The sequence below is a fragment of the Pseudomonas sp. 43A genome, assembly GCF_013363935.1.
In the GTDB taxonomy this organism is placed as follows: domain Bacteria; phylum Pseudomonadota; class Gammaproteobacteria; order Pseudomonadales; family Pseudomonadaceae; genus Aquipseudomonas; species Aquipseudomonas crudilactis.
Genome location: NZ_CP054880.1, coordinates 609,273 through 634,828 on the forward strand (window position 1 = coordinate 609,273; position 25,556 = coordinate 634,828).

General features: G+C 55.3%; 25 protein-coding genes, 1 tRNA gene and 1 pseudogene. 8 read left to right on the forward strand and 19 right to left on the reverse strand.

All coding sequences use genetic code 11. From position 1 onward, the window contains the following. Window positions 1-76 precede the first annotated feature (76 nt). The 5 genes from HUW52_RS02645 to HUW52_RS02665 all read left to right on the forward strand — a co-directional run bounded on the left by HUW52_RS02645 (window position 77) and on the right by HUW52_RS02665 (window position 4,914). Complete coding sequence (locus HUW52_RS02645) at window positions 77-1,255, forward strand: dsDNA nuclease domain-containing protein (protein WP_175552903.1); 1,179 nt, start codon at window positions 77-79, stop codon at window positions 1,253-1,255. After that, complete coding sequence (locus HUW52_RS02650; protein ID WP_175552904.1) at window positions 1,252-1,731, forward strand: hypothetical protein; 480 nt, start codon at window positions 1,252-1,254, stop codon at window positions 1,729-1,731. The genes HUW52_RS02645 and HUW52_RS02650 overlap by 4 nt, the downstream gene beginning before the upstream one ends. Continuing rightward, on the forward strand, window positions 1,728-3,488 hold the full coding sequence (locus HUW52_RS02655; protein ID WP_175552905.1) for an AAA family ATPase: 1,761 nt from the start codon (window positions 1,728-1,730) through the stop codon (window positions 3,486-3,488). Before HUW52_RS02650 ends, HUW52_RS02655 begins: the two co-directional genes overlap by 4 nt. A gap of 223 nt (window positions 3,489-3,711) precedes the next feature. Then, the gene (locus HUW52_RS02660) at window positions 3,712-4,245 is read left to right on the forward strand and encodes a hypothetical protein (RefSeq protein WP_175552906.1); all 534 of its coding nucleotides are present in this window, start codon (window positions 3,712-3,714) and stop codon (window positions 4,243-4,245) included. Between the two features lie 3 nt (window positions 4,246-4,248). Beyond that, window positions 4,249-4,914, forward strand: a complete 666-nt coding sequence (locus tag HUW52_RS02665; RefSeq protein WP_175552907.1) for a methyltransferase domain-containing protein — start codon at window positions 4,249-4,251, stop codon at window positions 4,912-4,914. Window positions 4,915-4,925: 11 nt separating this feature from the next. Here the strand turns inward: HUW52_RS02665 and HUW52_RS02670 are convergent, their stop codons facing one another. From HUW52_RS02670 to HUW52_RS02710, 9 genes are all read right to left on the reverse strand, one after another. Beyond that, the gene (locus HUW52_RS02670) at window positions 4,926-5,216 is read right to left on the reverse strand and encodes a hypothetical protein (protein WP_175552908.1); all 291 of its coding nucleotides are present in this window, start codon (window positions 5,214-5,216) and stop codon (window positions 4,926-4,928) included. After that, window positions 5,213-6,190: an integrase domain-containing protein gene (locus HUW52_RS02675; RefSeq protein ID WP_175552909.1), complete on the reverse strand. Its 978-nt coding sequence runs from the start codon at window positions 6,188-6,190 to the stop codon at window positions 5,213-5,215. The genes HUW52_RS02670 and HUW52_RS02675 overlap by 4 nt, the downstream gene beginning before the upstream one ends. 818 nt (window positions 6,191-7,008) lie before the next feature. Beyond that, complete coding sequence (locus HUW52_RS02680) at window positions 7,009-8,166, reverse strand: AAA family ATPase (protein ID WP_175552910.1); 1,158 nt, start codon at window positions 8,164-8,166, stop codon at window positions 7,009-7,011. 237 nt (window positions 8,167-8,403) lie between these two features. Continuing rightward, window positions 8,404-8,479: transfer RNA gene (locus HUW52_RS02685), tRNA-Thr, on the reverse strand. 429 nt (window positions 8,480-8,908) lie between these two features. Next, window positions 8,909-10,144 (reverse strand): methyltransferase, encoded by a 1,236-nt coding sequence (locus HUW52_RS02690; protein ID WP_175552911.1) that lies wholly within the window; start codon window positions 10,142-10,144, stop codon window positions 8,909-8,911. Further along, the gene (locus tag HUW52_RS02695; protein WP_007909164.1) at window positions 10,125-10,814 is read right to left on the reverse strand and encodes an ABC transporter permease; all 690 of its coding nucleotides are present in this window, start codon (window positions 10,812-10,814) and stop codon (window positions 10,125-10,127) included. Before HUW52_RS02695 ends, HUW52_RS02690 begins: the two co-directional genes overlap by 20 nt. Next, window positions 10,814-11,506, reverse strand: coding sequence for an ABC transporter permease (locus HUW52_RS02700; RefSeq protein ID WP_007909165.1), 693 nt, complete (start codon window positions 11,504-11,506; stop codon window positions 10,814-10,816). Before HUW52_RS02700 ends, HUW52_RS02695 begins: the two co-directional genes overlap by 1 nt. Window positions 11,507-11,584: 78 nt before the next feature. Continuing rightward, window positions 11,585-12,334 (reverse strand): ABC transporter substrate-binding protein, encoded by a 750-nt coding sequence (locus tag HUW52_RS02705; RefSeq protein WP_034153033.1) that lies wholly within the window; start codon window positions 12,332-12,334, stop codon window positions 11,585-11,587. A gap of 13 nt (window positions 12,335-12,347) precedes the next feature. Further along, window positions 12,348-13,121 carry an ABC transporter ATP-binding protein gene (locus HUW52_RS02710; protein WP_007909167.1) on the reverse strand — a complete coding sequence of 258 codons (774 nt, stop codon included), beginning with the start codon at window positions 13,119-13,121 and terminating at the stop codon, window positions 12,348-12,350. 554 nt (window positions 13,122-13,675) lie between these two features. On the opposite strand from HUW52_RS02710, the gene gabP reads away from it, so the two are divergent. Next, window positions 13,676-15,067, forward strand: a complete 1,392-nt coding sequence (gene gabP / locus HUW52_RS02715) for a GABA permease (RefSeq protein WP_175552912.1) — start codon at window positions 13,676-13,678, stop codon at window positions 15,065-15,067. Between the two features lie 70 nt (window positions 15,068-15,137). Here gabP and HUW52_RS02720 read toward each other — a convergent pair whose 3' ends face one another. The 4 genes and pseudogenes from HUW52_RS02720 to HUW52_RS02735 all read right to left on the reverse strand — a co-directional run. Next, complete coding sequence (locus tag HUW52_RS02720; protein WP_175552913.1) at window positions 15,138-15,590, reverse strand: hypothetical protein; 453 nt, start codon at window positions 15,588-15,590, stop codon at window positions 15,138-15,140. Between the two features lie 6 nt (window positions 15,591-15,596). After that, the gene (locus HUW52_RS02725; protein ID WP_016986326.1) at window positions 15,597-16,010 is read right to left on the reverse strand and encodes a hypothetical protein; all 414 of its coding nucleotides are present in this window, start codon (window positions 16,008-16,010) and stop codon (window positions 15,597-15,599) included. Between the two features lie 29 nt (window positions 16,011-16,039). Beyond that, window positions 16,040-17,014 carry an alpha/beta fold hydrolase gene (locus tag HUW52_RS02730; protein WP_175552914.1) on the reverse strand — a complete coding sequence of 325 codons (975 nt, stop codon included), beginning with the start codon at window positions 17,012-17,014 and terminating at the stop codon, window positions 16,040-16,042. A 67-nt stretch (window positions 17,015-17,081) separates the two neighbouring features. After that, window positions 17,082-17,639: pseudogene (locus tag HUW52_RS02735) on the reverse strand (PDDEXK nuclease domain-containing protein); the annotation flags it as partial. Between the two features lie 342 nt (window positions 17,640-17,981). On the opposite strand from HUW52_RS02735, the gene HUW52_RS02740 reads away from it, so the two are divergent. After that, window positions 17,982-18,431: a hypothetical protein gene (locus HUW52_RS02740; protein WP_016986329.1), complete on the forward strand. Its 450-nt coding sequence runs from the start codon at window positions 17,982-17,984 to the stop codon at window positions 18,429-18,431. A 73-nt stretch (window positions 18,432-18,504) separates the two neighbouring features. Then, window positions 18,505-18,795, forward strand: coding sequence for a YceK/YidQ family lipoprotein (locus HUW52_RS02745; RefSeq protein ID WP_175552916.1), 291 nt, complete (start codon window positions 18,505-18,507; stop codon window positions 18,793-18,795). 14 nt (window positions 18,796-18,809) lie between these two features. Here the strand turns inward: HUW52_RS02745 and HUW52_RS02750 are convergent, their stop codons facing one another. Genes HUW52_RS02750 through sbnB form a run of 6 tightly spaced genes read right to left on the reverse strand, consistent with a single transcriptional unit; the run spans window position 18,810 to window position 25,552 of the window. Further along, the gene (locus tag HUW52_RS02750) at window positions 18,810-19,157 is read right to left on the reverse strand and encodes a hypothetical protein (protein WP_175552917.1); all 348 of its coding nucleotides are present in this window, start codon (window positions 19,155-19,157) and stop codon (window positions 18,810-18,812) included. Between the two features lie 29 nt (window positions 19,158-19,186). Further along, entirely contained in the window at window positions 19,187-20,665 is a 1,479-nt protein-coding gene (locus HUW52_RS02755; RefSeq protein ID WP_175552918.1) for a PLP-dependent aminotransferase family protein, read from the reverse strand. Window positions 20,666-20,692: 27 nt separating this feature from the next. Continuing rightward, on the reverse strand, window positions 20,693-22,117 hold the full coding sequence (locus HUW52_RS02760) for an L-lactate permease (protein WP_175552919.1): 1,425 nt from the start codon (window positions 22,115-22,117) through the stop codon (window positions 20,693-20,695). A 17-nt stretch (window positions 22,118-22,134) separates the two neighbouring features. Continuing rightward, the gene (locus HUW52_RS02765; RefSeq protein ID WP_016986334.1) at window positions 22,135-22,749 is read right to left on the reverse strand and encodes a glutathione S-transferase family protein; all 615 of its coding nucleotides are present in this window, start codon (window positions 22,747-22,749) and stop codon (window positions 22,135-22,137) included. Beyond that, window positions 22,746-24,527 (reverse strand): FAD/NAD(P)-binding protein, encoded by a 1,782-nt coding sequence (locus HUW52_RS02770; protein ID WP_175552920.1) that lies wholly within the window; start codon window positions 24,525-24,527, stop codon window positions 22,746-22,748. Before HUW52_RS02770 ends, HUW52_RS02765 begins: the two co-directional genes overlap by 4 nt. Beyond that, window positions 24,521-25,552 carry a 2,3-diaminopropionate biosynthesis protein SbnB gene (gene sbnB, locus HUW52_RS30580; protein WP_049802153.1) on the reverse strand — a complete coding sequence of 344 codons (1,032 nt, stop codon included), beginning with the start codon at window positions 25,550-25,552 and terminating at the stop codon, window positions 24,521-24,523. Before sbnB ends, HUW52_RS02770 begins: the two co-directional genes overlap by 7 nt. Between the last annotated feature and the right edge of the window lie 4 nt (window positions 25,553-25,556).

The following is a 25,556-nucleotide window of genomic DNA, read 5'->3' on the forward strand; positions in this document are numbered from 1 at the left end:
TATGTAACTGGTCGATGGAATGTGCTAGCTAAGTTGAGAAAGATATTTCAGCTGAGAAGGGACTCGTAGATACTTCATGAATAGTACTGAAGATTTTTACTCAACAAAGCCCCGCGAACAAGTAGGTAGAGATACCTTCTTAAGGTATAGGGCTCAGATACTAGCTGCCGCACTAGCCGCCTTAGAGATTTTGGAAGGCGGCGAAGTTGATAGAGTTTTTTGCGATTACCATGACGATTTCGTGATTGGAAAGAAGGTCTCTGGTAAACAGCAATACGAGTTTTTTCAAGTTAAAACTCGCGCTAAAACCAGTAAGAACTGGACGCTTAACGAAGTATTTGGACTTAAAACCCAAAAAAATGCGAGCCACTCCGCAGAAAATGTGAAGGCTAGTTTCGCCGGAAAATTATTGCAGCATACGGTAACTTTTCCGGACGTGTGTGCAAGAATTGTATTTATGACTAATGCTCACCTGGATGAAACTCTCGAGGCAATGTCTGTAAGCCTAGAGCGTAATGATGTTGCCAATAAATATTTGAAATTTATTGTCGATAATTTTAATGACTGCTTCGTGTTGACCGAGCCAAAACTTTCAGAGACCCAAATACTTGAGAAGCTTTCTAAGCTTAGATTTGAGTCCGACGTTTCGTTTATAAAAGATAAAAACAATAGCTTCGAGTCCGATGCTCGGACCAAGATATATCAATTTAGTGAAATCGATCTGGAGTTTAATGAGGCAAGGCAGATACTTGTAAATCTGTTGGAGTTGATGTCGAAAAAAACTGCAGGGGTGATTTCTGTTTTTGATGAGTCCTCTATTAATAGTAAGGCAAGCGTTGATATAAATGACTTGCTTGATTTATTAAGTATATCTAGAGAGGCGTATCATTCTCTGATTCAAGGAGGTGATGCTAGAGCAATTAAATCGGCGTCAGTAATCCAGCGCACGATGTTTGCTTCTGGGGCTAGCAACGAGGAGATTGAATATTCGTCGAGATGTAAAACTGAGTGGGATGTTTGGCTTCGAGATAATAGAAATAAGCTTTCCGATTTTGATCTCCTTTCTATAGCTTCGAAAGTTGACACGTTACTTGCCGATACACTTAATGGCACCAAATCTTTTAGGTTAGGTGCGCTGCATCCAAAACTGAAGCAGTTGATGGTGGATCTGGATAGTTTGGGGTTGGCATACGACTTAACACCACCACTTTTGTTCGGTGGATTTATTTCTGCCCTGGTTAGGTGTAAATCATGAACTATGACGAATTCTTTGAAAGTGTAACCAGGCGCGAAATTTCAATTGCGGTTTTAGAAAAAGATATTCAAAAAAACTACCAGCTAAGTAATGAGGCATTATTTCAGTTGCCTCTCATCTCAATGATCGTACTTCTATTGGCTAAGGACCGGCGTAAGCCAATTGTGACTGAAATTGGGCAGATGGTGGGAGAGTCCATCGAAGCCTCATTAGTCGGGTTCAAAGGGTCTTCTAATCATTTAGGTTGGTCTGCAATTTTAAGGATACGGACGGTAAAAGCCATTAGCTTTCTAGAACGATCCGGCATGATTGAAATTCGAAAAAGCGATAATAGAATGCTAGCCACAACCCTAGGACAAAAGGTCATTGATAGAGCTTTGTCTAATGATGATGATTTATCCTATAACCTTTCGTTGATTCAACGATCTTATAGAAATATCTGTGTGAATAAGCAGATGGACCTGGAGCTTGTATGAGGCTTATCAGACTTCAAATTTTCCCGAAGGGCGATAATGGATGGAGCTCAGAGCCGTTGGTATTTGGCCAAGATGTCACTCAACTCTTCGGCCCTAATGGCTGTGGTAAATCACCGCTAATCAAGTCTATAGTTTTTTGTCTCGGCTATCCAAGTAAATTTCGAGATGACATTCTCGAGAACTGCCTGTGTGCTGAGTTGGAATTTGAAGTTAATGATATTAATTATGTTGCTCGTCGTAATTTTAAATCGGGGTTAGATGTTGTTCTAACCGATTTTGCAGGAGTTAAGCGCGAATTTTCAAATGAGCTTGACTACTCGAAATATCTTTTTGAGTTGTTAGGGCTTGATATACATACATTGGTCTCTAGCGATGAGAAAAAGGCGGCGCAGGCGTACTTTTCTGCTTTGCTCCCTATCTATTATTTAGATCAAGAGGAAGGGTATCGTAAGTATTATAGCCCTAGCACTTCCTTTATAAAGGATCAGCTTTCGGAGTCGATTCGGATTGTTTTGGGCGTGGCGCCGAAGAACGCATTTGATGCGAAAAAGAAACTGATTGACGCTAAGCGTGAACTCGAACAGCGCGATAAGCAAGTATATGCACTAAAAAAAGAATATGAGTCAGCCAAAGATGTTTACGGATCTATGGATCCAGTAGGGATAGATGTGGAACTCAAGTCTTTGTACCAGAGGCTTGAACAGCTGAAAAGTGGTACGGCAGATAAAACTGCCTCTACAGACGCTATTGATGAACTCATTGGATCGAATAACGAAACTATCCGATCTTTAGATCGGGAGTTAGGGGACATCTCAAAGCGCGACCGTAGCTTTCAAAGAATTCATGCAGAGATTCAAACCGAAATCAATACATTGAGCCTGAATGAAGAAGCGAAAAGAGTTTTTTCTTCTTTTGAGGAGATATGTAACTCTCCAGGCTGTCAATTGTTTTCATTCAGCTCAGACTCCTATGGTAAGAATTTACTTTATTTAAAGGACCAGTTAAAGGATCTGGAGCGCAATGTTGAGATTGGGCGTGGGAGGAGTGAACAATTAAGTCTTCGTCGGGGTGAGTTGGTAGCTCAAACTCAAAGCCTTACTGAACGACGAAATTCCTTGGTTAATACTTCAGATATTAAAGCTCTGGTTGAAGCGATTACTCAAATTACATCAAGGATATTTGGTCTAGAGCAGGATAAAAAGTCTTTAGATTCGATCGAAGATATTTCGGCTCGCTATGTTAGAGCTTTATCAGCTCAAGATGAAGCTATTAATCGAAGGGAAGAACTAGAAAAAACTGGGCAAGGTAATCCTCTCATCATTAGATTTAGAAGTGTACTGAGAGAGAATATGCTTAAGTGGATGGATATCCTCGATACAAATAATGTTTCTAGCGAAATAAAGTTTGAGGGGGATTTCGTGCCAATTTTAGGCAGCGAGAGATTAGCTCAGTTAGGTGGGAGTACTAGGCTCCGTGTGATTCTTGCTTATCATGCCGCGCTTCTTGAGTGCTTTGAGTTTTTTAAAAGAAAGAAGGTGTCGTTTATTATATTCGATACCCCAAAACAACATGAGATGCATGGCGTCGATCTGGGGCGCTATGTTGATGCGCTTAAAGTATTTTCACGCGCGACAGGTGTTCAGATTATTATATCCGGAACTGAATATCATTATATTGGAGATGCTAGGGATAAAGATTGGGAGCCTAAATTTCCTGGCTCTAAGCAAAAGATGTTCTTGAAGCGAGGTCGATTATAAAAGTGTTGTTTATGCGCTGCGGGAGCGTTGGCTTTTGTGGGTTTATAGCGTGTAATAGTCGCCTCAATAATTTTATTGGTGAACGATGATAAGTTTAAAGTCTCCCACTAGTTATAATGATCTTCTGGAACAGTTGAATAAGATAACATTCTGCAGTAGTTTTATTTTTTTCGTATTTATGAGTTTGTTTGGATATTTGCCAGTTATAAAGATAAGTCCTGACTTGCTTCCTGCAACGGAAGACCAAGGTGTTTTATTGAAGTGGGTGGTTTCTTTTGGTCTGGTCCCAATCACATTGGCATCAATTGCTTTCCTGGCAAGTTTTTCCTTAGAAGCCCATAATATTTTAGCAAAAATTCTGGGTCTAAGATTATATTGGGATCGCGCTATTACAAAAAAGGCACTGCGCTACTCTCAGGTAGAAAGAAAAGCCACGCGTGATTTAGTGAAAAGCTTCATGCGCGACATGTATTATAAGGAGGTGGCTTTAATAAATCAGCACTATGTTCAGTTGTTTTGGCGCTATACGTTGTCTTTTTGGGCGATATTCGAACATTTCTTTGTCGTATTGCTGACTATAGTTTATTTGTTGGTTTTTAATAATGATAAAGTTGATGGGGCGCTTTTTTTCTATCTGTTAGGCTTGCTGCTGCTTCTGCTTTTCCATCTGTTTTTTATTACGCTTAAAAAATCATATTCTCAGGTTGATCAAATAGATAAATTGAAATTGTCTCAGTATTTTCGCGGGGTTAAATAGTGTATGAGATATTTGATTGAAGGCGAGATAATTAGATCAGAAAACGCTGCTAAATCGTACAAGCAAAAATCCAAGTTCGTTAGCAACTACCTGAGAGCGCGACCTAGCAGTAATAGAGTAATGGATTTTGGTTGTGGGAAACTTCGATATTCAGATGAAATTGTTTCGATAAGTAAACAAGTCGTTTTCTTGGATTCTGATTTGCAGCTTTCACGTAGTCAGATGGTGAGAGGGATATCTACTAGCGTAGCTGAATACGTATCAACGCACTACGCCCATGCGCAGATTTTATCCTTTGAGAGTGCAGTGGCTCAAGGCGTTCATAGTTGTTTTGATTTTATAAATTGTTCAAATGTGCTATCCGCAATCCCTTGTGTTGACTATTTGCGGAGCGCATTATGCATTATTTATTCTGCCTTACAGGGAGGAGGTGAAGCTCTTTTTGTTAATCAATTTAGGTGTTCGTCGTTTTCTAAATTTGAATCCGGGCGTCGTCATATGTATGGCTATATTTATAAAGCGCGCTTGGGTTACACTTATTATGGCGTCATGACGAACGATGTGGTTGTGGATCTTCTCGTGCCATTAGGTTTCGAAGTTGTAAACGTTTGGTCGGAAGAGGACGTAGGCTTTGTGCTCGTGCGGCGGCCACATACAGTGATTGCATGATGACTAGAGTTTTATTTTATGATTTGGTCGCGATGAACGAACCAAGACTTCCCGAGTCTTTTCGCTATTAACTGTGTGGTTAGCAAATAGTAATAATTAGTTGCTTCCGAACGTTCTTCTCTTTTAGCAGTTAGGAACCAAACTAAATGCTTTTTCTGCCAGCACCATGGGTTATCTTGCTGCCAGCGCTTAGTGATTGCGTCCTGCATTACCTTTGCTTGGCGAAGGTGACGCTGGCGCGTGGTATTTGAACCGGTCAACACGCCTATTAAGAACAGCTCGATATCGAATGGCTTGCTCATGCTCGACTACCAATGTAAGCCGACACCACGCCGATACGGCCGTGTCCCAGCTCATAGCTGATTTTCACTCGGGCATCCTTATCAAGGTGTTGGTCGAGCTGGCAGCAACGGCCACCGTTGATAGGTGCGGGATGATGGGTGATTTGTTCATAGCGTTCGCATGCATAGGCCGCGCGCAACTCGTGGAAACCTTTGAGACTGTACTGATGGAGGATGTCCCGTGCAGGACGGACGATTCCCCGTTGGAAATCGAGGTAGCTTTCGTTTGGTGCAAGCAGGTTGTGGCTACCGTCGGGCGAGACATGATGGGCGAATGCCAGTGCACCGCGGATGTGATCGTTCACCGTGATCCAGCGAGGTGCCGACGCACCTGCGCGGCCACCTTTGGTGCCATTCTGGATGTTGATCTTGCCGTAGTGTTCGGCCTCACGTTTTAAACGCGGTAGGTCCGCCAAAATGGCCTCGCGTAAGCGCATGCCGGTGGCTCTCGCTAACTGAGCGATGGCCGCCGCGCGCAGCATTTTGTGTTCGCAGAGCGCGTCGACGATCTGCTTCACGTGTTCGGGGTCTTGGCCTTGCGGCACCGAGCAGCGAACACTGGTGCGCCGCATTCCCAGCGCCTTGCTCGGCGGCACTTTCACATACTGATCACCGCGAAGCGCAGCCATAGTCCGGTTAACGCTGGATAATCGATTTTGCGCAGTGGTGATGGCGAGCTCACCTTGTTCAACGTGGTGACGCAGATGTTCGGCATAGTCACGCAGGGTCTGTCGATTAATTTGCCGGGCATCGTTAAACCCCGGCCCATCCTCCGAGCGACACCAGCGCACAAACGCCTGCCAGCGATCACTGTGTGCTTTGACGGTCCCGTAATGTCCACCGCCAAACAGATCTTTCAATGCCTGTGGCCCGGCATAGCTCAACTGCCGACCATAGCCAAAATTGCGTCCATCTCGCCTGCCCACTAGTGCCATGATCGAACTCCTCTCGAAGCCAAAATTTTTAAAATTTCCCCCACGTCATCCCGCCAAGAATGTTGAGTGTTATCTGGGATCAAGGCCCCTGCGACCTGTGAGGGTTGTCCACTAACGCGGGACTGACGGCTCTTTACGACCGGGAGCTTGGGCATCTCATGATCTGGCCTCCTGAGCACTTCCGAGGTAGTGGGCGGGTGGAGGCTGTACTGGCTGACGAGACCGGCGCCGCGAGATCCTGAGTCGGGTGAAGGCAGGGATGCGATGACCGGGGCATACCTGACTGTCAGTCAGGTGCAGTCCATTCCGTGGGTTGCGGCACCATCATCTGCATCGCTGTTGCTGGTGACTTCGGTGTTTGTCACGCCGATTGTCGCGAGGGGAAATGCCGCAAAGCCCTGTACGAGTTGGGCTGCAGCAGCGGTAGGAGCGCCCGTCTCTTTCCGGGAGAAAGAGACAGGCGCAGGTTGGCGCATGGGAATGGCCAAGCCGATAGGTTGCTGTAGGGCAGCTATGAAAGAGGATGAGTTGCCGCAGTGGGCACACTGGTAAAAGTAGGCATCCATCACATCGCTGTGACCGTGCGAGCCGCCGGACGCTAATCGCACTTTGGGAGAACCACCACGGTGTGGCGTAGCCTTAAAGGTTCTGGCTACCTGGGTTGCTGTCGACGACAGCGCTTTGCCCGATCTTTTCTACGTCTGTGGATAGTTCGTCATCTTGATGGAGGAGTGACGTTCGCCCCGAACTGGCTCACTTGCATGATTGCGTTAACTGCACGGCAGAAATGCCGTACTGAATCAAAATCAGCCTGCAGCCTAACTCCCCTCAATCAAAGCCCGCTCTTCCAGCCATATCTCTTGAACAAACTGATCTGTAATCGCGTAAATCCCATGCCCGCGTCGCATGATGATGTTCTCGGCAACCAGCGCAATCACCACCGGTTGAATCTCTTCGACCCGCACCTCTCGCCCGACTGACTTTGAATACTCAGCCGCTGCGTCAGTGGAGAAAATTCCGCGAGCATCGCCTTCTGTAAAGGCGATCTTGTTGAAAACGGCTTGAGCCAGACTACCCAGTTGCTCGACTTTTTCCAGTTCGATGCTCGCCGCGGCCGAGCGTAATGTGCTTGCGATTACTGGTAGGAAAACATCGGGCTCGCCCTCTTGCTGCAAGAGTTGGCGTAGAGCCTTCAGCATTTCTTCAGGTCGATTGCCCAAAGTGTCGAACGCTTCGATTGCAGCTTCGAGGGACGGTAATTTGTCCTGCTTCACGGTCATTGCGAGTCGGTTGAGCAGGAATTCAACGTAATCGCCTTTCAGCAATGGATAGGCTGCTGACGTGGCTCCGGAAAAGGCGTGGTTGCGTTTGGCGGTCAGTTCGCTGACTTGCGCTCTGTGCGAACCTGTTCCGATAAATAGAAAGTATCCCGGCGTTTTCGGACGAGGGTTGATTGCATCGCGGGCGGCTTTGAGTGCCAGGAGCAGCTGATTGCCGTCGTCTGAGGAAATGGCGTGCTGCACCTCGTCAATGATCAACACCAGATCAGTCCTGGCTTGATCTACGACTTCGGTGAGTGCTTGCGCCAGTGTTGGACCGTCGACGTTGCCAATGCTGTCGAGTTTGAAGCCGAACTTGAATCCAGCGGCGCCGATTTCAACATTGCTGACTCGCTTGAATGTTTCCAAGGCAGAGGAGCCCGGCGTTTGCAGATCTTTCAGGGTTTCCCGGATGGCGTTGTGCACAAGCGTTGCCGGGTTGGCCAGAGTGTCACTCCATAAGTCGACGTAGATGACCAAAGCTCCTGCTTCTTCCAAGGCTGGGATAAGGTCATTTCTCAGGAAAGTCGTTTTACCTGTGCGACGCAGGCCAGATAGAAATAGACCTGAGCGCAGACCTTCGTCGAGCACACCTGGATTGAGAAGCTGATTAGCCATTGACTCGGCCAGTTCTGGGCGCTGAAAAATGCTGCTCATACGATTACACCTTTTTATGTGTACACCATAATTATTGCTATTTCATAATTTAGCATAAAGATGGAAATGTGAACCGTTGGTTCAAAGTCCGCGCTTTCGAAGTGTGTAAGAGGAAGTGTGGCTAATCGCGCGAAGTGCGAGGGGAGAAGCTATTTTCACCGAGGGTAAAACTGCCAGGAATATAAACACCCCAGAAACAACAAAGCCCCTGCATTTCTGCAGGGGCTTCGTTTTGTATGGTGCCGGCACCAGGAGTCGAACCCGGGACCTACTGATTACAAGTCAGTTGCTCTACCAACTGAGCTATACCGGCGTTGTGGGCGACGATTATAGCGATTGGGAAGATCCTGTAAACCCCTGAATTCGAACTATTTTTGCATCGCGGCAAATTAAGCCCTGCGCAGTGCGCAACGTAGGCTTTGCGCCTGACGCACGATAGGGCTGTTTGGCAGAGCGCACATTGAGTTTCGGCTTTCTCGAGCGCCGCAATTATTCGTTCGGTGGGCCTATTATTCGGCGGTTATGTCGTTTTGATTGGCAGCTTATGCACAACTGAGAGGCACGAAGTCGGACTCAGGCGAGGATTTGTGAACCTATTCTCATTTTGTTCGCAAATCCCTGTTTTACAGGTTTTTTATTCATATGAACAAAAAATGACCAATGCTGTTAAGGCCTCGAAACAGGCGCAGATATTGGATCCATGCGAAAACCATCAACAGAGTTATCCACAGGCTGTGATGTTTTAAACGCGTTCGGCCATTAGCAGCAAATTACGCGGAGTCAGCGGGGTGTCGCAGAAGGTGCCTAGGCGGACGGTGTAGCCCTGTTCTTCAAGGAAAAGCGCTCGATCCAGATTCAGCCAAAGCTCGAGCGGCCGTCGGAACAATCCGCGAAGTAATTCCAGATTGCGAACTTCGGCCAACCGCTGCCAACCAGCTGCTTCGAGTGCGGGCCAATCTGGCGAGCCGATTGTGGATAACTCTTTGAGCACAGCCAGATCACGACAGTAATCAGCGAACGGCTTTTCCAGCCAGGCGCTGGTCAGGGAGGGTGTTGGCAAGTATTCGTCGACGCCGCGCACTTGCCGTTGCAGTAGGTCAAAGGCCAAACGACGGGCCATTGAGGTGTCGCGCTGGCGTCGGACTCGTGCACCGGCGGTGACGGTTTCGCTCATCGGCAGCGCCAGATCCTCCAACGAGAGTTGTAGGAGCGATCGCGATCCGGCGCGGGACAATGCCTGATATTCGCTGCGTTCGATGCGGTTGTAGCAGCAGGGTGCGATCGCCATTTGCTGGCAACCGGCAGCGCTGGCCAGTTGCATCAGACGTACATGCAAATCGCCGCAGGCGTGGAGAGCGACGGGCGTATGAGTTGCGCTCAATACGGCAGAGGCGTTCGCCGCCATTACGTCCTGTTCCACGTGCAAAGCATGGAGGTGATGACGCTGACTCAAGGCCTGACCGCTGGCGACCAATAGCGGATCAAATTCAACGCAAGTCAGTTGCTGCCCCGAACCCAACAAGCGCCGACCCAAGTGCCCCTTACCCGAGCACCAGTCCAGCCAATGCGTCGGCTGCGAGGCGAAGGACAAACGACTGGCAAACGCTTCAATCTGCTGCCACTTGCGTCCCGGCACATCGACATTCAGTCGATGGCCCGCAGCTTCCAATGGATGCCCCGGCAACTCACCAACAGCGCTCAGCTCAGCCGATAACGCCGCCAATGAAGCGAACGGCTCCGGCGCATCAGCAAGATCAGCAGGTTGATTGTGAGCACTTTCCGCGTCTTCCAGCGAGCGCCCGCGTAGCCACAAGGCCAACTCCGGGTAGGACGCTTCCCAGGCAAGCGAAAGATGAGTGAACGGTCGAGGTTTCCACAGCGCCTGATGCTCAATCAAAAAAGCATCCAGCGCCGTGAAGCGGGCGAGTAAGTCCTCGCCCGTCAGCACGTGGGAAGGTTCAACGCCCTTGGCAGGCATCGACGCGCAGCCAGCGCTCCAGCAGCTTGAAGCCGCGTACCAGCACGTAAGCCATCAGCAGATAGAACACGCCCGCCGCGAAGAAGATTTCCACCGGCAGATAGGTGCGCGCGATGATCGTGCGTGCCATGCCGGTCAGTTCCAGCAGAGTCACGGTGCTGGCCAGCGCACTGGCCTTGAGCATCAGGATCACTTCGTTGCTGTAGGCCGGCAGGCCGATGCGCGCCGCACGCGGGAGGATGATGTAGAACATCGCTTTCGGCTTGGACATGCCCAAGGCCCGCGCCGCTTCGATCTCACCCGGCGGAATCGCCTGAATTGCCCCGCGCAGAATCTCGGCGATGTACGCCGCCGTGTGCAGTGTCATGGTCACCGTGGCACACCAGAACGGATCGCGCAGATAAGGCCACAACGCGCTTTCACGCACCGCATCGAACTGCGCCAGGCCGTAATAAACCAGGAACAGCTGAACCAGCAACGGCGTGCCACGGAAAAAGAAGATGTAGGCGTAAGGCAGCGAACGCACGTACCACAGCTTCGAAGAACGGGCGATGCCCAGCGGAATCGCCAGCAGCAGACCGGCGATTACCGCGATGGCGACCAGTTCCAGCGTGAGGGTCGCGCCCTGCGCCAGTTTCGGCAGCCATTTGATAATGACTTCCCAGTTCATTAAGCGCTCCTCGCAAAGCCGCGAGCGGCGCGTTTTTCCAGGAAGTGCATGCCGGTCATCGCCAGCACGGTCAGGCCCAGGTACATGATCGCGGCGACCATATAGAAGGTGAATGGTTGTTTCGACACGGTCACGCCGATTTGCGCGTGACGCATGATTTCTTCCAGACCGATCACCGAGACCAGCGCGGTGTCTTTCATCAGGATCATGAACAGATTGCCCAGACCGGGCAGGGCGATACGCCACATCTGCGGCATGATCAACCGGGTGAAGATCCGCCATTTCGACAGGCCCAGGGCCTGGCCGGCCTCACGGTGGCCTTTGGGAATGGCGAGGATCGCACCACGGAACACTTCCGTGGCGTAGGCGCCGAAGCACAGGCCCAGGGCGATCACACCGGCGGCGAAAGCGTTGAGTTGCAGGTCGGGGTTGCCGAAAAACTCCCCGAGGGCGCGCATCAGGTTGACCGTACCGAAGTAGATCAACAGCACCCAGAGCAATTCCGGGACGCCACGCACGAGGGTCGAATAAGTGCCGCCAAGCCATTGCAGCGGCTTGTACGGGGAAGTCTTGGCCAAGGCACCGAGCAGGCCGAGCACCAGTCCCAGACACAGGGCGGTGAGAGCCAGTTGGACGGTCATCAGCGCGCCGGCAGCGAGGGCCGGGCCGAATCCGTAGAGGTCGATAATCATGGGTTTCTGTTCAAATTGCGGCAGGCAAAGTCGGGAGCCGGCGCCGTTCAATCACGGCGCCAGTCCCACAGGTCAGGATCAGTAGATGCTGAACGGGAAGTACTTGTCGTTGATCTTCTTGTAGGTACCGTCGGCGACGATTTCCTTCAGCGCGGCGTTGAGTTTCTCACGCAGGGGATCGCCTTTACGCACCGCGATGCCAATCTTGTCGCTTTCTACGACCGGGTCGCCTTTGAACTCGTAGTTCTTGCCCGCGTCGCTTTTCAGCCAGTCATAGTTGGCGTACTTGTCGGCGAGAATCGCGTCGACGCGACCGGACGTCAGGTCGAGGTAAGCGTTTTCCTGGGTGTCGTAGAGGCTGACCTTGATGTCATCGGCGTAGGTGTCTTCCAGCCAGGTGCCGGCCAGTGTTGCACGCTGGGTACCGATGGTCTTGCCTTTGAGCGAGTCCTTGTCGGTTTTGAAGTCGACGTTTTTCGGTGCGATGAACTGCAGCTTGTTCGAGTAGTACGGGTCGGTGAAGTCCACCGCGCCCTTGCGCTCTTCGGTGATCGACAGCGAGGAGATCAGGAAGTCGAACTTCTTCGCGTTCAGGGCCGGAATGATGCCGTCCCAGTCGGAAGTGACCACGGTGCACTCGACTTTCATCTTCGCGCACAGAGCGTCGCCGATGTCTTTGTCGAAGCCGACCACATTGCCGCTGGCGTCTTTGTTGTTGAACGGCGGGTAAGCCGCTTCGATGCCCATCTTCAGGGTTTCAGCCATGGCACCGGCGCTGAACGCGAGGGTGACAGCGGCGGCCAGGAAGACCTTCTTGAAATTCTGCATGCATGTTGCTCCGTTAGCGGTTGCTGGACATGAATTGTTTGCAGCGCGCCGAAAGCGGGTTTTCGAACACCTGCTGAGGCGATCCTTGCTCTTCTATAAGGCCTTGGTGAAGGAACACCACTTCGCTGGAGACTTGACGGGCGAAACCCATTTCGTGGGTCACAAGCAGCATGGTGCGGCCTTCTTCGGCCAGTGCGCGGATGACACTAAGTACTTCCTGAACCATTTCCGGGTCAAGCGCCGAGGTGGGCTCGTCGAACAGGATCACCTTCGGTTGCATCGCCAGCGTGCGGGCGATTGCTGCGCGCTGTTGCTGACCACCGGACAATTGCGCCGGATAGGCGTGGCGCTTGTCGGCGATGCCGACCTTGGCCAGCAGCGCTTCGGCGACTTCGATCGCCTCCGCTTTGCTCTGGCCGAGCACGCGACGCGGGGCCTCGATGATGTTGTCGAGGATGCTCATGTGCGGCCACAGATTAAAGTTTTGAAACACAAAACCAATCTCGGAGCGCAGGCGGTTGATCTGTTTGCCGTCGGCGGCAACCAGTTCGCCATTTTTGGCGGCCTTGAGCTTGAGTTCTTCACCGGCCACCAGAATCTGGCCCTGGTGCGGGTTTTCCAGCAGGTTGATGCAACGCAGGAACGTGGACTTGCCGGAACCGGAGGAACCGAGGATCGAGATCACATCGCCGTCGCGGGCGGTCAGCGAGATGCCTTTGAGCACCTCAAGCTGTCCGTAGCGTTTGTGCAAGTTGCGGATTTCAAGCGCGGGCGTGGCCTCAGCCATGTGCGTTCCTCATATATGTTGCGCTCCTGCTGTTGGATGGCCTTCCTGGCGAGGCGGCCAAGCTAGCATAGCGTTTCAATGGCAGCCAACAGCGCTGCGAGCGGTTAACGGGTGGCATGTGGCAGGTTGTCGCATCGGCGCAGCAGACTGTCGCCCCATCAACAACCGAACGGGTGTTTGATCGTGCAAACCCGTGGGTGTCGCGTAAAAAAAGGCGCGATGTTGCCAGCTTTGGCGGGGTGTTGGAAGCGCTATCCGGCCGAACGTTCCTGATTCGCCCTTTTATTGTGCATCCCACACTTTTTCAGTGTGTTTCTGGTGCGCGAATTCGTCCTGAAAGTGAGTCGCAGGGTAACGCTCTGGCGAATCGCCATTAATCTCAAGGACTTGCGATGACTGTCCGGTCGCGCGCAAAGCCCCGAGCCAGAAGACTTTGAAACATTTTGGCGCATTTATTGCGTGCAGAATCCGGAACGCCCTGTTGGTTTCTTTTTACGAGAAAGAACACGCCAGACAGGACGGACTGAATCGCTTTCCTCGCAAAGGTAGTTTCGATGAGCAGTACCCCAAGCTCCAATGGCCTCGAACAGGGGCTCAAACCGCGTCATGTGACCATGTTGTCGATCGCCGGTGTAATCGGCGCCGGTCTGTTCGTTGGCTCCGGCCACGCCATCGCTGCCGCCGGCCCTGCCGTGCTGCTGGCTTATGCCGCCGCCGGTACCCTGGTGGTGTTGGTGATGCGCATGCTCGGCGAAATGGCTGTTGCCTCGCCGGACACCGGTTCGTTCTCGACTTACGCCGACCGGGCCATTGGGCACTGGGCCGGTTTCACCATCGGTTGGCTGTACTGGTGGTTCTGGGTCCTGGTGATTCCACTGGAAGCCAACGCCGCCGCAACCATCCTGCACGCATGGTTCCCTGATGTCGGCATCTGGGCGTTCGCGCTGGTCATCACCCTGTTGTTGACTGTCACCAACCTGTTCAGCGTAAAGAATTACGGCGAGTTCGAATTCTGGTTTGCCCTGATCAAAGTGCTGGCGATCATCGGCTTCATCATCCTCGGTCTGGCGGCGATCTTCGGCTTCCTGCCGAACAGTCAGGTCAGCGGTGTTTCGCACCTGTTCGACAGCGGCGGCTTCCTGCCAAACGGCATGGGTGCGGTGCTTGGCGCGATCCTGACCACCATGTTCTCCTTCATGGGTACCGAGATCGTGACCATCGCGGCTGCGGAATCGAAGAACCCGGGCAAGCAGATCTCCAAGGCCACCAACTCGGTGATCTGGCGGATCGGCTTGTTCTACCTCGTATCGATCTTCATCGTTGTGGCCTTGGTGCCTTGGAACGATCCAACGCTGGCCAACCTCGGTTCCTACCAGACCGTGCTTGAGCGCATGGGCATCCCGAACGCCAAGATGATCGTCGACATCGTGGTTCTGGTCGCCGTGACCAGCTGCCTGAACTCGGCGCTGTACACCTCGTCGCGCATGCTCTTCTCCCTCGGCAAGCGTGGCGATGCACCGGCCATGGCGACTCGGGTGAACAAAAGCGGCACGCCTTACTGGGCGGTGATGCTGTCCACCGGCGCAGCGTTCCTCTGCACCTTCGCCAACTACGTAGCCCCGGCCGCAGTGTTCGAATTCCTGCTGGCCAGTTCCGGCGCGATCGCCCTGCTGGTGTACCTGGTGATCGCCTTCTCGCAACTGCGTATGCGCAAACAGCGCATGGCACGCGGCGAGAAAATCGTCTTCAGCATGTGGCTGTTCCCGGGCCTGACCTACGCGGTGATCATCTTCATCGTCGCGGCCCTGACCATCATGTTGTTCCAGGAAGCGCACCGCGTTGAGATCCTCGCGACTGGCCTGCTGAGTCTGATGGTGGTGGCAACCGGTTTGCTGGTGGCACGCCGTCGCAAGCTGGAAAAACGTGGCGCGGTGGTGTTGAACTGACCTGCAACGCGTAATGCAAAACGGCCGCTGTCAGTGATGACGAGCGGCCGTTTTTGTTTGTGAGCGATGTTTATTCGCTCTTGTCTTCCTGTGCTTCCACCGACTTGCCATAAGCATCCAGCGCCACCCCGAAATCGGTGATGAACTGCGGTTCGCTCAGCCAGGCCTGGGCCTCTTCGATCGTTGCGCCTTCGGCCCACATGCGGTAGTCGATCAACATGTCGGCGGCCAGGTGGGTGGCGGCCATGCCTTCGTTGTCGGCGTTTTCCATGTCCAGCAGCTCTGGATGGTCAACGATGACGAACGCCAGTTCGCGCAGCAGGGTCAGCAGCATTTCGTTGCGGCTGACGGCTTCGGCGTCGCGCATTTTGCTGAACATCGCCAGGGTGTATTCCGGGATCGGCTCGGCGAGGTGGTCGAGGTCTTCGTCCTGTTCCAGCGGCTTGCGGCCGACCATACGGATTTGCTTGGCTTTGGCCTTGGCGCGTTTGGCGCGTTTCTGTTGCTTGTTCAGGGATGCCATGGGAACTCAGTTCTTCTGTTGGGTTTGCGCGGCGATCGCGTCGGACGCCGCCACATAGTCGGCCTGGAAGGCCGGGGATTCGATCCATGCCAGCGCGCCGGCCTCGTCGGTTTCCTGCGACCACTGGCGGTACTCGATCAGTGCGGCGAGGATGAAATCCATCGCGCCTTCTTCGCCTTCCTGCTCGTAGACCAGTTCCAGCAGCGGGTCTTCGAGGAATGCACTGCACAGCGCTTGCTGGCTGATCTTCTCGGCGTCGATCATTTTCTTGAACAGTTCGGTCAGGTCCACCGATTCGAAGTCGATGCGGTCGTCGTTCGGGTCCAGTTCGACCGGCGCTTCGGCGCGTTTGGTGCGGTTCTGCTTGGCCTTGGCTTTGGCCCGGGTGGCGCGTTTTTGCTGCTTGTTGGCGGAGGCCATGATGTGTTCCGTCGTGCGTTGAGAGGGGCTCAGCTGCGCGGGACTAGCCGCCCGGGGGTATCAGTGGCCAGTGCGCCGGTTTGCAGCCAGGTCAGAGCGATGGGCCATAGTGTGGCTTGGTATGCGCTGCGAAAAAAGGCGAAATGTCCGACTTGTTGTTCTCCGATGTCCTGAGGCTCGATGCGCAGGTGGGTTTTTCCAGCGTTGCTGAAGTAGTCGAGCAGGCGTTCGATGGCTGGAATCGTGCCGTAGGGATCGTCGCTGATGCTGATGGCCAAGGTCTGCGCACGGACATTGGCGAAGGGCAATTTTGCATTTTTTGCCAACATCCTGCGGCCACTGGGACGCCGTTCATAATGGGCGGCAGGCGTGCTCCAGTCGCGCACTACACCGGCCGGCGTATCTTCCAGCCAGCCAAGACGTTTGCCCGGGAAGTAACCGCAGACCAGCGTCAGCAGTGGCATCAAAACATGCCATTTACCGAACATTCGCCAGCGCTGTTCGGGCGCGTAATCGCGCCAGTAGGCGAACTGCGCACCGACGGTGACCAGCCGTCGGATAACCTGACCCGACTCACCGAGGCCAGCGGCGCAGCCACCAAAACTGTGGCCGACCACATCGATCGGCTGACCGGGAAACTCCCGTTGTGCGCGTTTGAGCATCGCTTCGAAATCCTGCGAGCCCCAATCTGTCCACGAGGCCTCAAGGCCTTTCATTGAGTCGGGTCTGGATTCGCCGATGCCACGGTAGTCGAAGATGATTACGTCGAAACCATTGGCGAACAGATAGGCCGCGAAACGCGAGTAATGGCGACAGCGCACTGACGTGGCGGCGTTGATGATCACCACCGGGCGCTGAAGGTCGGGCAGGGCATGACGCCAGGTGAAACCGCCAAGGACAGAACCGTCGGCGGCTGTTTCCTTGAAGGGTTCACTTTGTAACTTGGCAGCCAATCGCAGCTTGCGCTGCACAGCTGGCAATGGAGGCGTGTCCTGAAAACTCATGGCGCTTGACCTTCGCGGGTTGCTGCCCACAATAGTCTCAGCGCATCCAGCGGACAATCCGCAGCGTTTATTCAGTGGACTCGGTGAGCAAGCGTTCCTCGATCAATGCTTGCTCTCTTTGCAGCTCCGCTCGCAGTTCTTCCACACTTGGCAGCACCGTTTTATAGCTGCTGGCAAACAGTTGCTCACTGCCTTTGAGTATTGAGTAGCGCGCGACGGCCTCGTTGTCCTGTGAGCACAGAATGATCCCGACAGTGGGTTTGTCGCCTTCACTGCGTTTGAGTTCGTCGTACATGCGCACGTACATGTCCATCTGTCCGACATCACGCGCACTGAGCTGGCCGCGTTTGAGATCAATGATCACGAAGCATTTGAGCAGGTAGTTGTAAAACACCAGATCGATGTACAGATCCGAGCCACCGGCGCTGATGCGTTGTTGCCGAGCGACAAAGGAAAACCCTTTGCCCAGTTCAAGCAGAAAGCTCTGCAGGTGATCGATGAGCGCTTGCTCAAGTCCGGTATCGTTGACCTTGCCCGGCGATGGCAGGCCGAGAAACTCGAGAATGACGGGGTCGCGAATGAACTCGCGTGGATTGCAGTTCAGGGCAGCGATGTTGTGCCGTGCCTGACGAATCAGTTCGCCCAGATCACCCAGCAACGAATCGATTTTCGGGTCTTGCAGGTCAGCAGGTTTCAGCTGGCTCATCGAATTTTCCGCATCATTGAAAACAGAAGAGCCAGCATGCCGAGAACCGCTTGCAAAGGATGTCGGCCGAGCCTGCGAAGCCAGCAGGAAGATGGGATGCGTGTTACAGGAAGTTGCTGGCCAGGGACGCCTTTGCGGGCTTTAGTCTGTAGTCCATTTCGTACACATCCCAAGTTCGAATCATTCTGAAACGTGACCCTCCCGCACTGAATCCAATACAGGGTAACGATTGGGTTCTGCCAGAGCCCGGGAGTCGCCATCATGAAACGTGTCCTTTCCTGCCTGCTGCCTGTCGTCGCGGTTGCTGCATTGTTATTTGCCGCGACCGCGCAAGCCGCCAGTCTTGAGCCTGTCGACAGCGCGGGCGTGCAAGTTCAACAGCAGCAACAAAACGGTATCAGCTATCTGGCCGGCGGGGTCGGCGAGGATGAAGCAAAAGCCATCCAGCAAACCGTCGGCTACAACCTGCACATGACCTTTTCGGTGGGCATGCAGAACGAGTACACCTCCGACGTCGATGTGACGATTGAAAATGCTGCAGGACAAACCCTGCTGGCCCTCAACCAGACCGGTCCGTTGCTGTACGTAAAATTGCCGACCGGCAAATACACCGTGGTTGCCACACGTAAGGGAGAGGTGCGGCGCGATGTGACCGATGTTGCAAACGGTACTGCGCGCAATCTGGTGTTTCACTGGAGCGACAGCGATTAATCACGGGTGCAGGCGCGGAGGGCGCGGTTGATTGTGCGTACAATCGCGGCCCTCACGCTTTACGGTCAGAAGGATGTTGGAATTGAAAGGGATTTTGCGTTTTGGCTCCGTGGCGAGCCTTGTTGCGCTGTTGGCCGGTTGTGGAACGATGACGGGGCGCTTGAGTGGCGCCTCGCCAGAGCCTTACTACAAGGGTGTCGACGGTAATTTACGCCTGATTGGCGTGAGGGATGACGACGGCAAGCCAACAGCGGTCATCTGTTATGTCACGATCGTTTGCCCTTTGATTACTGCCGTATCGCTACCGGTAGATGCCGCCGTGGATACCGTTCTGTTGCCCATCGACTACGTCAATACGCTCTGAAACCGCTCACCTGATTATCGTCGTATGCGCTTGCCTTTGGGCTTCTCCACCGGCTCGTGCACTTTGCGATAAATCCACAGGCCGAACACCCCGGCAGCCAGCAGAAACACGGTGCCTATGCTTTGCGAGACAAACTCGATCCAGAACCGTCGTGGTTGCACAGCCAGGTAATAGGTGTGCTTCGGGCCGCGGTTGGTGGTGGTGATGGCGCCGCTGATCCAGCTGTCGATCAGTATGTAGATCGATGCACAGAGGGCGAAGGCAATCAGTACGCCTACGAGCACGGTCAGCCAAAAGGTTGTCCGGCTCTGGCGATACGGCGGCGGATGGGGTAGGGGAATGCGGGTTCTTTTCTGATTCATGGAGTGTGACTGCAAAGGTCCTTTTGCGCTCAGGAAACGGCGGTCTCTTGATGTTGCTCTGTCAGGTTTTGCCGCCCATCCGAGGGGCGCCCGGCGAGGTGTGCGCATTCGGCAATCACCTTGAGGATCTCGATTACTCCCGGAGTCAACGCAGTGCCAAGGCAGATGCGCACACCTGTGGTTGCATGCCCGTCGGCGAAGAAGATGCCGTTGCCGGCCACGTGGCAGCCGCGTTCGCTGGCTAATTCCTGCAATGCCGACATGTCGGTGTGCAGCGGCAGTTCAATCCAGTGGATGAACCCTCCACGCGGCGGCACGTACACGGTGCCCGCAGGGAAATCCGTACGCACCAGCGCTTCGACAAAACTGGCCAGCGAAGACAGTTGCGAGCGGAGTCTGGCGCAGTGCTCATCCATGTAGCCGCGTCCGATAAATTCGTTGAGGACATTTTGCGCAAGACTTGAAACCGCCAGATTGCGCGAAAACATCTGCGCCAGAATGGCATTGCGGTACTTGCCAGCCAGACACCAGCCGACGCGATAACCCGGCGCGATGGTCTTGGAGAACGACGAGCAGTAAATCGTCTGCCCGCTGGTGTCGTAGCTCTTGATGGCGCGGGGGCGATCGCCTTCCGGCACCAGGTCGAAGAAGATGTCGTCCTCGATAATCGGCACGTCCGCTTCGCGCGCGATCTGTGACAGCCGTGCGCGAGTCTCGTCGGGCATGATGAAGCCTCGTGGGTTCTGCAGGGTCGGGTTGAGAAAGATCACCGCGACCTTTTTCAGCTTCAACGCTTCTTCGAGGTGATCGACATCGAGACCGAGTTTGCCGTGCGTGCGGATGGGCAAGGCGCGCATGCCCAGACGTTCGATGGTCTGCAGGATGCCGTAATAAGTCGGCGTTTCGATGGCGACCGTAGCGCCTTTCGATGCGACGGCTTCAAGTGCCAGCTCCAGAGCAATGGTGTCGCCCGACGTCACCAGAATATCGTCCGGCCCGCAGACCACGCCGCGGGTCAGCATCAGCCCGGCGATGCGTCGTCGCAGTGCCGGCAGACCGGGCGGTGCGACCAGTCCGGTCAGCGAGTTGTCAGCCTTGCCAGCCAATACCGACAGGCACTTGTTGAGCAGCACGTTGGGTGTGAGATCGCTGTGCAACACCGCTGAATTCAATGACGCGGTGGTACGCGAGGCTGCTTGGGAGAGCATCGCGACCACCGCATGATTGACGTTGACGGTGACACTGGAGAAGTCAAAACTCCTGGCGGGTTTTGCTTGTCCGGAGGCTGAGACGAAGTAGCCGATGCGCGGTTTGGTCGAAACGTAAGCATCGGCTTCCAGATCCGCCAACGCGCGCTGAACGGTGGTGATGCTGGTTTCAAACATTCGCGCCAGCGTACGGATCGAGGGCAGTTTCGCTTCGGCTGCCCATTCACCGCTGTCGATCTGACGAATAATCCAGTCCTTGACTATCCGCCAGCGCTTGTCCGGTAGATCAAACCTGTCCATAAGTTCTCTGTGATGTCTCGAAACAATTCAGAGAAAGTAGAGCAAAACGATCCCCGTTGCAGCAACTATGACGATGTTGAGCGCAACCAGACCGAAGGCGAATCGGATCAGGTTGTTTTCTTCATGCCGATTGGCGCCCGCCAACCCGGTGATCAGCGACAGGATCGATAGCGACCCCAGCGCGCCATGCCCGGCGGCACTGTTGACCATCGCGGCCAGCCAGGCACCGTGTTCGCTGCTCAGCGCGGCGATGGACGGCATGACGAGGGTGTTGCCGCCGACGTTGGAACCGGTGACGTAACCGGCAAGCCCCGCCAGCACTGCGATGGTTGGCGCCAGGGAGATCCCCGACAACGATTGCAGCGTGCGCTGCGCTTCGACGAGGAAACCGGCGTTGACCATCACCTGCGACAGCAGCAGGAACAGGAAAATTGTCGTGACCGGAAATTTCGCCCGGTTGAACAGCGCTCGCCACGGGAAACCTGCGGCAGCGCGTTGCCTGATTGCCATCAATAGCGTAACGATCAGCAGCGCCAGCCCCGGGGAGGCCAATGGCTTCCACGAAACATGCTCGCCTTTGATGATCCACAGCGCATCCCAGCCCGACAGGACGAACAGCCCGCGCGACGCAACGATTACCCCCAGCAAGGCCAGATAAGGCCAGGCTGCGTTCGGCCAGCGCACCAGTTTTTTCCGTTGTGTGTAAGAAATCCCCAAGCCGACGCAAGCTACCGCCAGACCGGCCAGCACACCGGAGACTTCCGGGCCGATCCACAGGTTGACTGCAAACAGCACCGCGACGAACAGCGCCGTCACCACGATCAGTCCAAGCCACGGCGATACCTTGCGGATGCCACCCTGCCACAGAGCAATCGCCGCCAGGCAGAAGAACACTGGCGCACTGATCAGCGCCGAATGGCTGCCAAGGGTTTGCGCCGGCAAGTGCGCCAACAGCGCGCCGATCACGGTGGCCAGACCCAGTGTGCCCCACGGCATGATGACCATCCCGGCGAGGGCGATTTTCATCCCCGACTGGCGGGTGAACAGTCCCATCAGCAATGGCACGGTTGCGATCAGCGAAACGCCGAACCCCGTCATCGCTTCAAGCAGCGGTGCGAGGCCCAGCACGATGAAAATGACTTGCGCCGGCGGTGTCCAGCCGAGCTCCTTGACCCAGGCGCCGATGGCCTGCGGCGCACCACCTCGCTCGACCAGGATGACGAAGGCCAGCCCCGGGACGATCACGCACGCAGTGCTGAGAAACAGGATGGTGGTGTCCTGAAAGATGGCCGTGCTGATTGCCGCTGACACAGGCCCGGCTGCGCCCAAGGCCCACAGCACGAGCACCAGCACTACGCCGGCCAGTGCGGCTTGCACCGGCGGCCGGCGGACAATCAGGATCAACGCGATCACCAGCGCGATCGGTGACATTTGCAACAAGAGAGAACTCATACCCGGTTTTCCTTAACTTAATCGTGAGTCTGCCCGCTGTACTCGGTCGCCCGCATGGACGCCCGCTCACAAAAAGTCTGATACCACTCGGTCAGGCGTGCTTGAGCGGAAAAGTCCGAGAGTTGGCGAAAGGCGATCCAGTCGAGCGCGGTCGCCAGGGCAATGTGGCCGAGGGTGATCGGGCCATTGAGGTCGACGTGCTCTTCGATGAAGCGGTAAGCCTCCTTGAGTTTGAACGCCTGACCGTCGGCGTAGGCCGGATAGCGCAAGGCCTCGGGGCGGCGCTCGACTTCCCAGCGCAGCTTGATGCCGACATCGCACATGCCCTGCGCCAATGCTTGCAGGCGTAGCGCCTTGTAGCGCTCAGGGCCGTTTGCCGGGATGAGTTTCGGCCCGTCGCTCAGGTCGTCGAGGTATTCACAGATCACGATGGAATCGAACAGCGCCGTGGCGTCAGGCAGGATCAGCACCGGCACTTTGCCCAACGGGTTGGCCTTGTAGATGGTCTCGTTTGGCGATGTCGGGCTGGTCTCGTGGTGGATCACTTCCAGGCTCGACGCGATGCCGAGTTCGTGAGCCAGCACCAGCACCTTGCGGGCGTAGGGTGAATGCGTCTGGTAGAAAAGCTTCATGCTGAAGTCCCTGTCTCAAGGATGGCAGTGGCTGCTCGATGGGCGTCCATGAACAGCCGCGAAGGCGCGCCCGCCGAGGTGACGTAGTGGTTGTAGTAGCAAGAACCTTCGGCGAGCGGGCCGAGTACCCAAATGTTGCGCACCGGTTCACCTGTACTCGACTTGGGGTGGCACGCGGCATCGACGTCGATGCCGTCAATGCCTGGCTCATCGGTTCGCGGGCGGATAAGGCCCAGCCGCGCCAGATCACGCACCGGCGCGCAGTCGCTGTTGCTCACGCCGCTGCTCTGGACATAACCGGCGACTCGTTTGAAGTCGTTGATCGCAGGGCGCGAGCCGGGCTTGAGGAATGTCAGCAGGCCGGCGTCACACAGGGCGAGCAGGTCGGCGTGGCGCTCCTTTTGCGGGCCCGCAACGAGGCGGTTGATCGCCTTGTGCCAACGGCCATAGAACTGCCGATGCGACGCGTCGGTCAGCCCGTCGAAATCGACGGCCTCACGCAGGCGATCACGCAGATCGCGCCAGACTTCGATAGCGGCTTTGATCGCCGATTCTCCGCGCCCCAGTCGCGACTCGTGCAAATCGGCTTCGAGGGTGTCGTAGATCCAGGCGTGATAGTTGTAAGGCAATACTTCGTCGGGCAGTGCGTGGCAGATCAGCGCCTGTGGGTCGATCACACTGCCAGTCGCTTCGTAATCGCGCAGCAACGCTTCACAGGCGGCAACACCGGGTTCGCCAGCAACGCTGACGGCCCTGAGTCGCTCCAGCACCTGCTCTGGCGCTGATGGGCTATGCACGACGGCGATGGCCGCCGCACGCATCTCCAGCAGCATCAGCGGCAGGATGTCCTGTTCGAAGTCCAACTGTCGGTTGTGGCTGCTGGCCCGCAGGGATTCGATGCGCGCACTCGTCAGCAGTACGGCGCGATGGCGCGGGCATTCAATCAGGCCGTTGGGTCGGGTGCGAAACGGCAGCCCGTCCCGCGACTGGATAAAGATCACCGGCTCCTGGCCCGAAGGCTGATAGGCGTGACTGCCGTCGGCCATGCGTTTGTAGCGACCGCCCCTGCCGGAGGTCAGCGCCGCCAGGGTATCCATCGCACCCAGCCCGAGCCCTTCGACCAGCACGGTTTCGCCGGGCTCGATGGTGGCGAGGCTGCCGGGCAGCGGATAGACATCATCAACGCGGTTGCGATCCGCAAGGCGCAGGCGACCGGTATGGCCGACCGTCAGAATCAGCCGATCCACGGTGACCGCAGACCCCGAAGCGGTCTGCAGCAGGTATTGCTGACCGGCGTTGCTCTCGACCGCGGTGACGGCCTGCTGATGCAGGTTCACGTTCACCCAGTGCGGCGCCGTCGCGAGGATTTGCGCGAAGGCGTCGGCCAGATAGGCGCCGAGCAAATGGCGCGGCAGGAAGTCCTGCGGCTCGACGTCACGGCCGTCGGCGGCGAGCAGTCCGCTGTCGGCGTCGACCTTGATGCGCTGCTCGCGGCACCAGGTCAGGAAATCCGAGCCCGGCCGTTCCCGTGCATCCGTCAGATTTCCGAATGCCGCTGCGTCGGGGAAAACACCGAGCTGGCCAGCGACGGTGTTGAGCAGCAGATAGTCCGGTTGATCCGGCCAATGCGCGCCGCTTCCGAGCACATTCGGATCGAAAATATCGATGACGACTGGCTGCTCGGGGCGCGTTTCAGCAAGGCTCAGCAGGCGTTCGAAAATCGACAGCCCGCGCGAGCCGCAGCCCACCAGGCCGATGTGCAGAGGCGCGCTCACCATCTGCGCTCCTCCCCGAAGAAGGAGGGGATGGCGACCGCCGAACCGTCCTTGACCGCGATGTCGTGGATCATCCGGCCAATCGCCAGGTCGAGGATGCCCATGCCGAACGGCGAATAGATCAGCGGCTTGTCCGTGGCGATGTGCAGGTCGCCGCGAATCAATTGCCCGACGGTGCCGGTAACGAAATCACGATGACCGTACTTTTGCTCGGCCAGATGCGGCGAGGTATTGGCTTTCAGGCAATGGGTCACGTCGTCGAAGTAGTTGTAACTTTCTTCGATGATCTCTGCGCCGATATCCCGCAGCGAGATGTTCAGCACGATCTGCCCCGGGCGAAACGTGCCTTTGCCCTTGACGTAAGGTTCGCCGGCGCTTGTGGCGAACACCACGATGTCGGCGCTCAGCGCCTCTTCCAGCGACAACAGCTGTACATCCGGCACCCCGAGTTGCTTGCCGAACGCCGACAGCGCTTGTGCTGATTCTGCATTGAGGTCGTGAATGCCCACGCTGTCGAACGACCAGTCGTCGGCGATGAACGTCTCAAGGATGTTCCGCGAAATCACCCCGCCGCCAATGATCGAGAGTGTTGCCGCGCTTTTGCTTTGGCCATTCAGCCACCAGGCACCGAGCACCGCCGACGCTGCAGTGCGCACGGCACTGATCAGCGCGCCTTCAAGCAGTGCGTAGGGGTAGCCGGTGTCCGGATCGTTGAGGATCAGCACCGCCGAAGCACGTGGGATGCCCGACTTGATGTTGTCGGGATAGCTGGCAATCCACTTGATCCCGGAGACGGACTGATCGCCCTCGCTGTCGACGATCGCCGCCGGCAAGGCAATGATCCGGTTCGCCGGTTGCGCCGGAAAACGCAGGAAGTAGCTATCCGGGTTAACGGTTTCGCCGCGCTCGTGGGTCAGGTAGGTCTGGGCGACCATGTCGATGGTTTCGTGACGCAGCCCGTTGAGGATGTCCTTGACGACAGCGCCAGGGATGACATGGAACGGTTGAATCGGGTTCTGTGTGGTCATGGGG

Coding starts and splice junctions, on each gene's coding strand:
- HUW52_RS02645 (WP_175552903.1), top strand. CDS start 77: ATGAATAGTACTGAAGATTTTTACTCAACAAAGCCCCGCGAACAAGTA.
- HUW52_RS02650 (WP_175552904.1), top strand. CDS start 1,252: ATGAACTATGACGAATTCTTTGAAAGTGTAACCAGGCGCGAAATTTCA.
- HUW52_RS02655 (WP_175552905.1), top strand. CDS start 1,728: ATGAGGCTTATCAGACTTCAAATTTTCCCGAAGGGCGATAATGGATGG.
- HUW52_RS02665 (WP_175552907.1), top strand. CDS start 4,249: ATGAGATATTTGATTGAAGGCGAGATAATTAGATCAGAAAACGCTGCT.
- HUW52_RS02670 (WP_175552908.1), bottom strand. CDS start 5,216: ATGAGCAAGCCATTCGATATCGAGCTGTTCTTAATAGGCGTGTTGACC.
- HUW52_RS02675 (WP_175552909.1), bottom strand. CDS start 6,190: ATGGCACTAGTGGGCAGGCGAGATGGACGCAATTTTGGCTATGGTCGG.
- HUW52_RS02680 (WP_175552910.1), bottom strand. CDS start 8,166: ATGAGCAGCATTTTTCAGCGCCCAGAACTGGCCGAGTCAATGGCTAAT.
- HUW52_RS02690 (WP_175552911.1), bottom strand. CDS start 10,144: ATGCCTGCCAAGGGCGTTGAACCTTCCCACGTGCTGACGGGCGAGGAC.
- HUW52_RS02695 (WP_007909164.1), bottom strand. CDS start 10,814: ATGAACTGGGAAGTCATTATCAAATGGCTGCCGAAACTGGCGCAGGGC.
- HUW52_RS02700 (WP_007909165.1), bottom strand. CDS start 11,506: ATGATTATCGACCTCTACGGATTCGGCCCGGCCCTCGCTGCCGGCGCG.
- HUW52_RS02705 (WP_034153033.1), bottom strand. CDS start 12,334: ATGCAGAATTTCAAGAAGGTCTTCCTGGCCGCCGCTGTCACCCTCGCG.
- HUW52_RS02710 (WP_007909167.1), bottom strand. CDS start 13,121: ATGGCTGAGGCCACGCCCGCGCTTGAAATCCGCAACTTGCACAAACGC.
- gabP (WP_175552912.1), top strand. CDS start 13,676: ATGAGCAGTACCCCAAGCTCCAATGGCCTCGAACAGGGGCTCAAACCG.
- HUW52_RS02720 (WP_175552913.1), bottom strand. CDS start 15,590: ATGGCATCCCTGAACAAGCAACAGAAACGCGCCAAACGCGCCAAGGCC.
- HUW52_RS02725 (WP_016986326.1), bottom strand. CDS start 16,010: ATGGCCTCCGCCAACAAGCAGCAAAAACGCGCCACCCGGGCCAAAGCC.
- HUW52_RS02730 (WP_175552914.1), bottom strand. CDS start 17,014: ATGAGTTTTCAGGACACGCCTCCATTGCCAGCTGTGCAGCGCAAGCTG.
- HUW52_RS02740 (WP_016986329.1), top strand. CDS start 17,982: ATGAAACGTGTCCTTTCCTGCCTGCTGCCTGTCGTCGCGGTTGCTGCA.
- HUW52_RS02745 (WP_175552916.1), top strand. CDS start 18,505: ATGTTGGAATTGAAAGGGATTTTGCGTTTTGGCTCCGTGGCGAGCCTT.
- HUW52_RS02750 (WP_175552917.1), bottom strand. CDS start 19,157: ATGAATCAGAAAAGAACCCGCATTCCCCTACCCCATCCGCCGCCGTAT.
- HUW52_RS02755 (WP_175552918.1), bottom strand. CDS start 20,665: ATGGACAGGTTTGATCTACCGGACAAGCGCTGGCGGATAGTCAAGGAC.
- HUW52_RS02760 (WP_175552919.1), bottom strand. CDS start 22,117: ATGAGTTCTCTCTTGTTGCAAATGTCACCGATCGCGCTGGTGATCGCG.
- HUW52_RS02765 (WP_016986334.1), bottom strand. CDS start 22,749: ATGAAGCTTTTCTACCAGACGCATTCACCCTACGCCCGCAAGGTGCTG.
- HUW52_RS02770 (WP_175552920.1), bottom strand. CDS start 24,527: ATGGTGAGCGCGCCTCTGCACATCGGCCTGGTGGGCTGCGGCTCGCGC.
- sbnB (WP_049802153.1), bottom strand. CDS start 25,552: ATGACCACACAGAACCCGATTCAACCGTTCCATGTCATCCCTGGCGCT.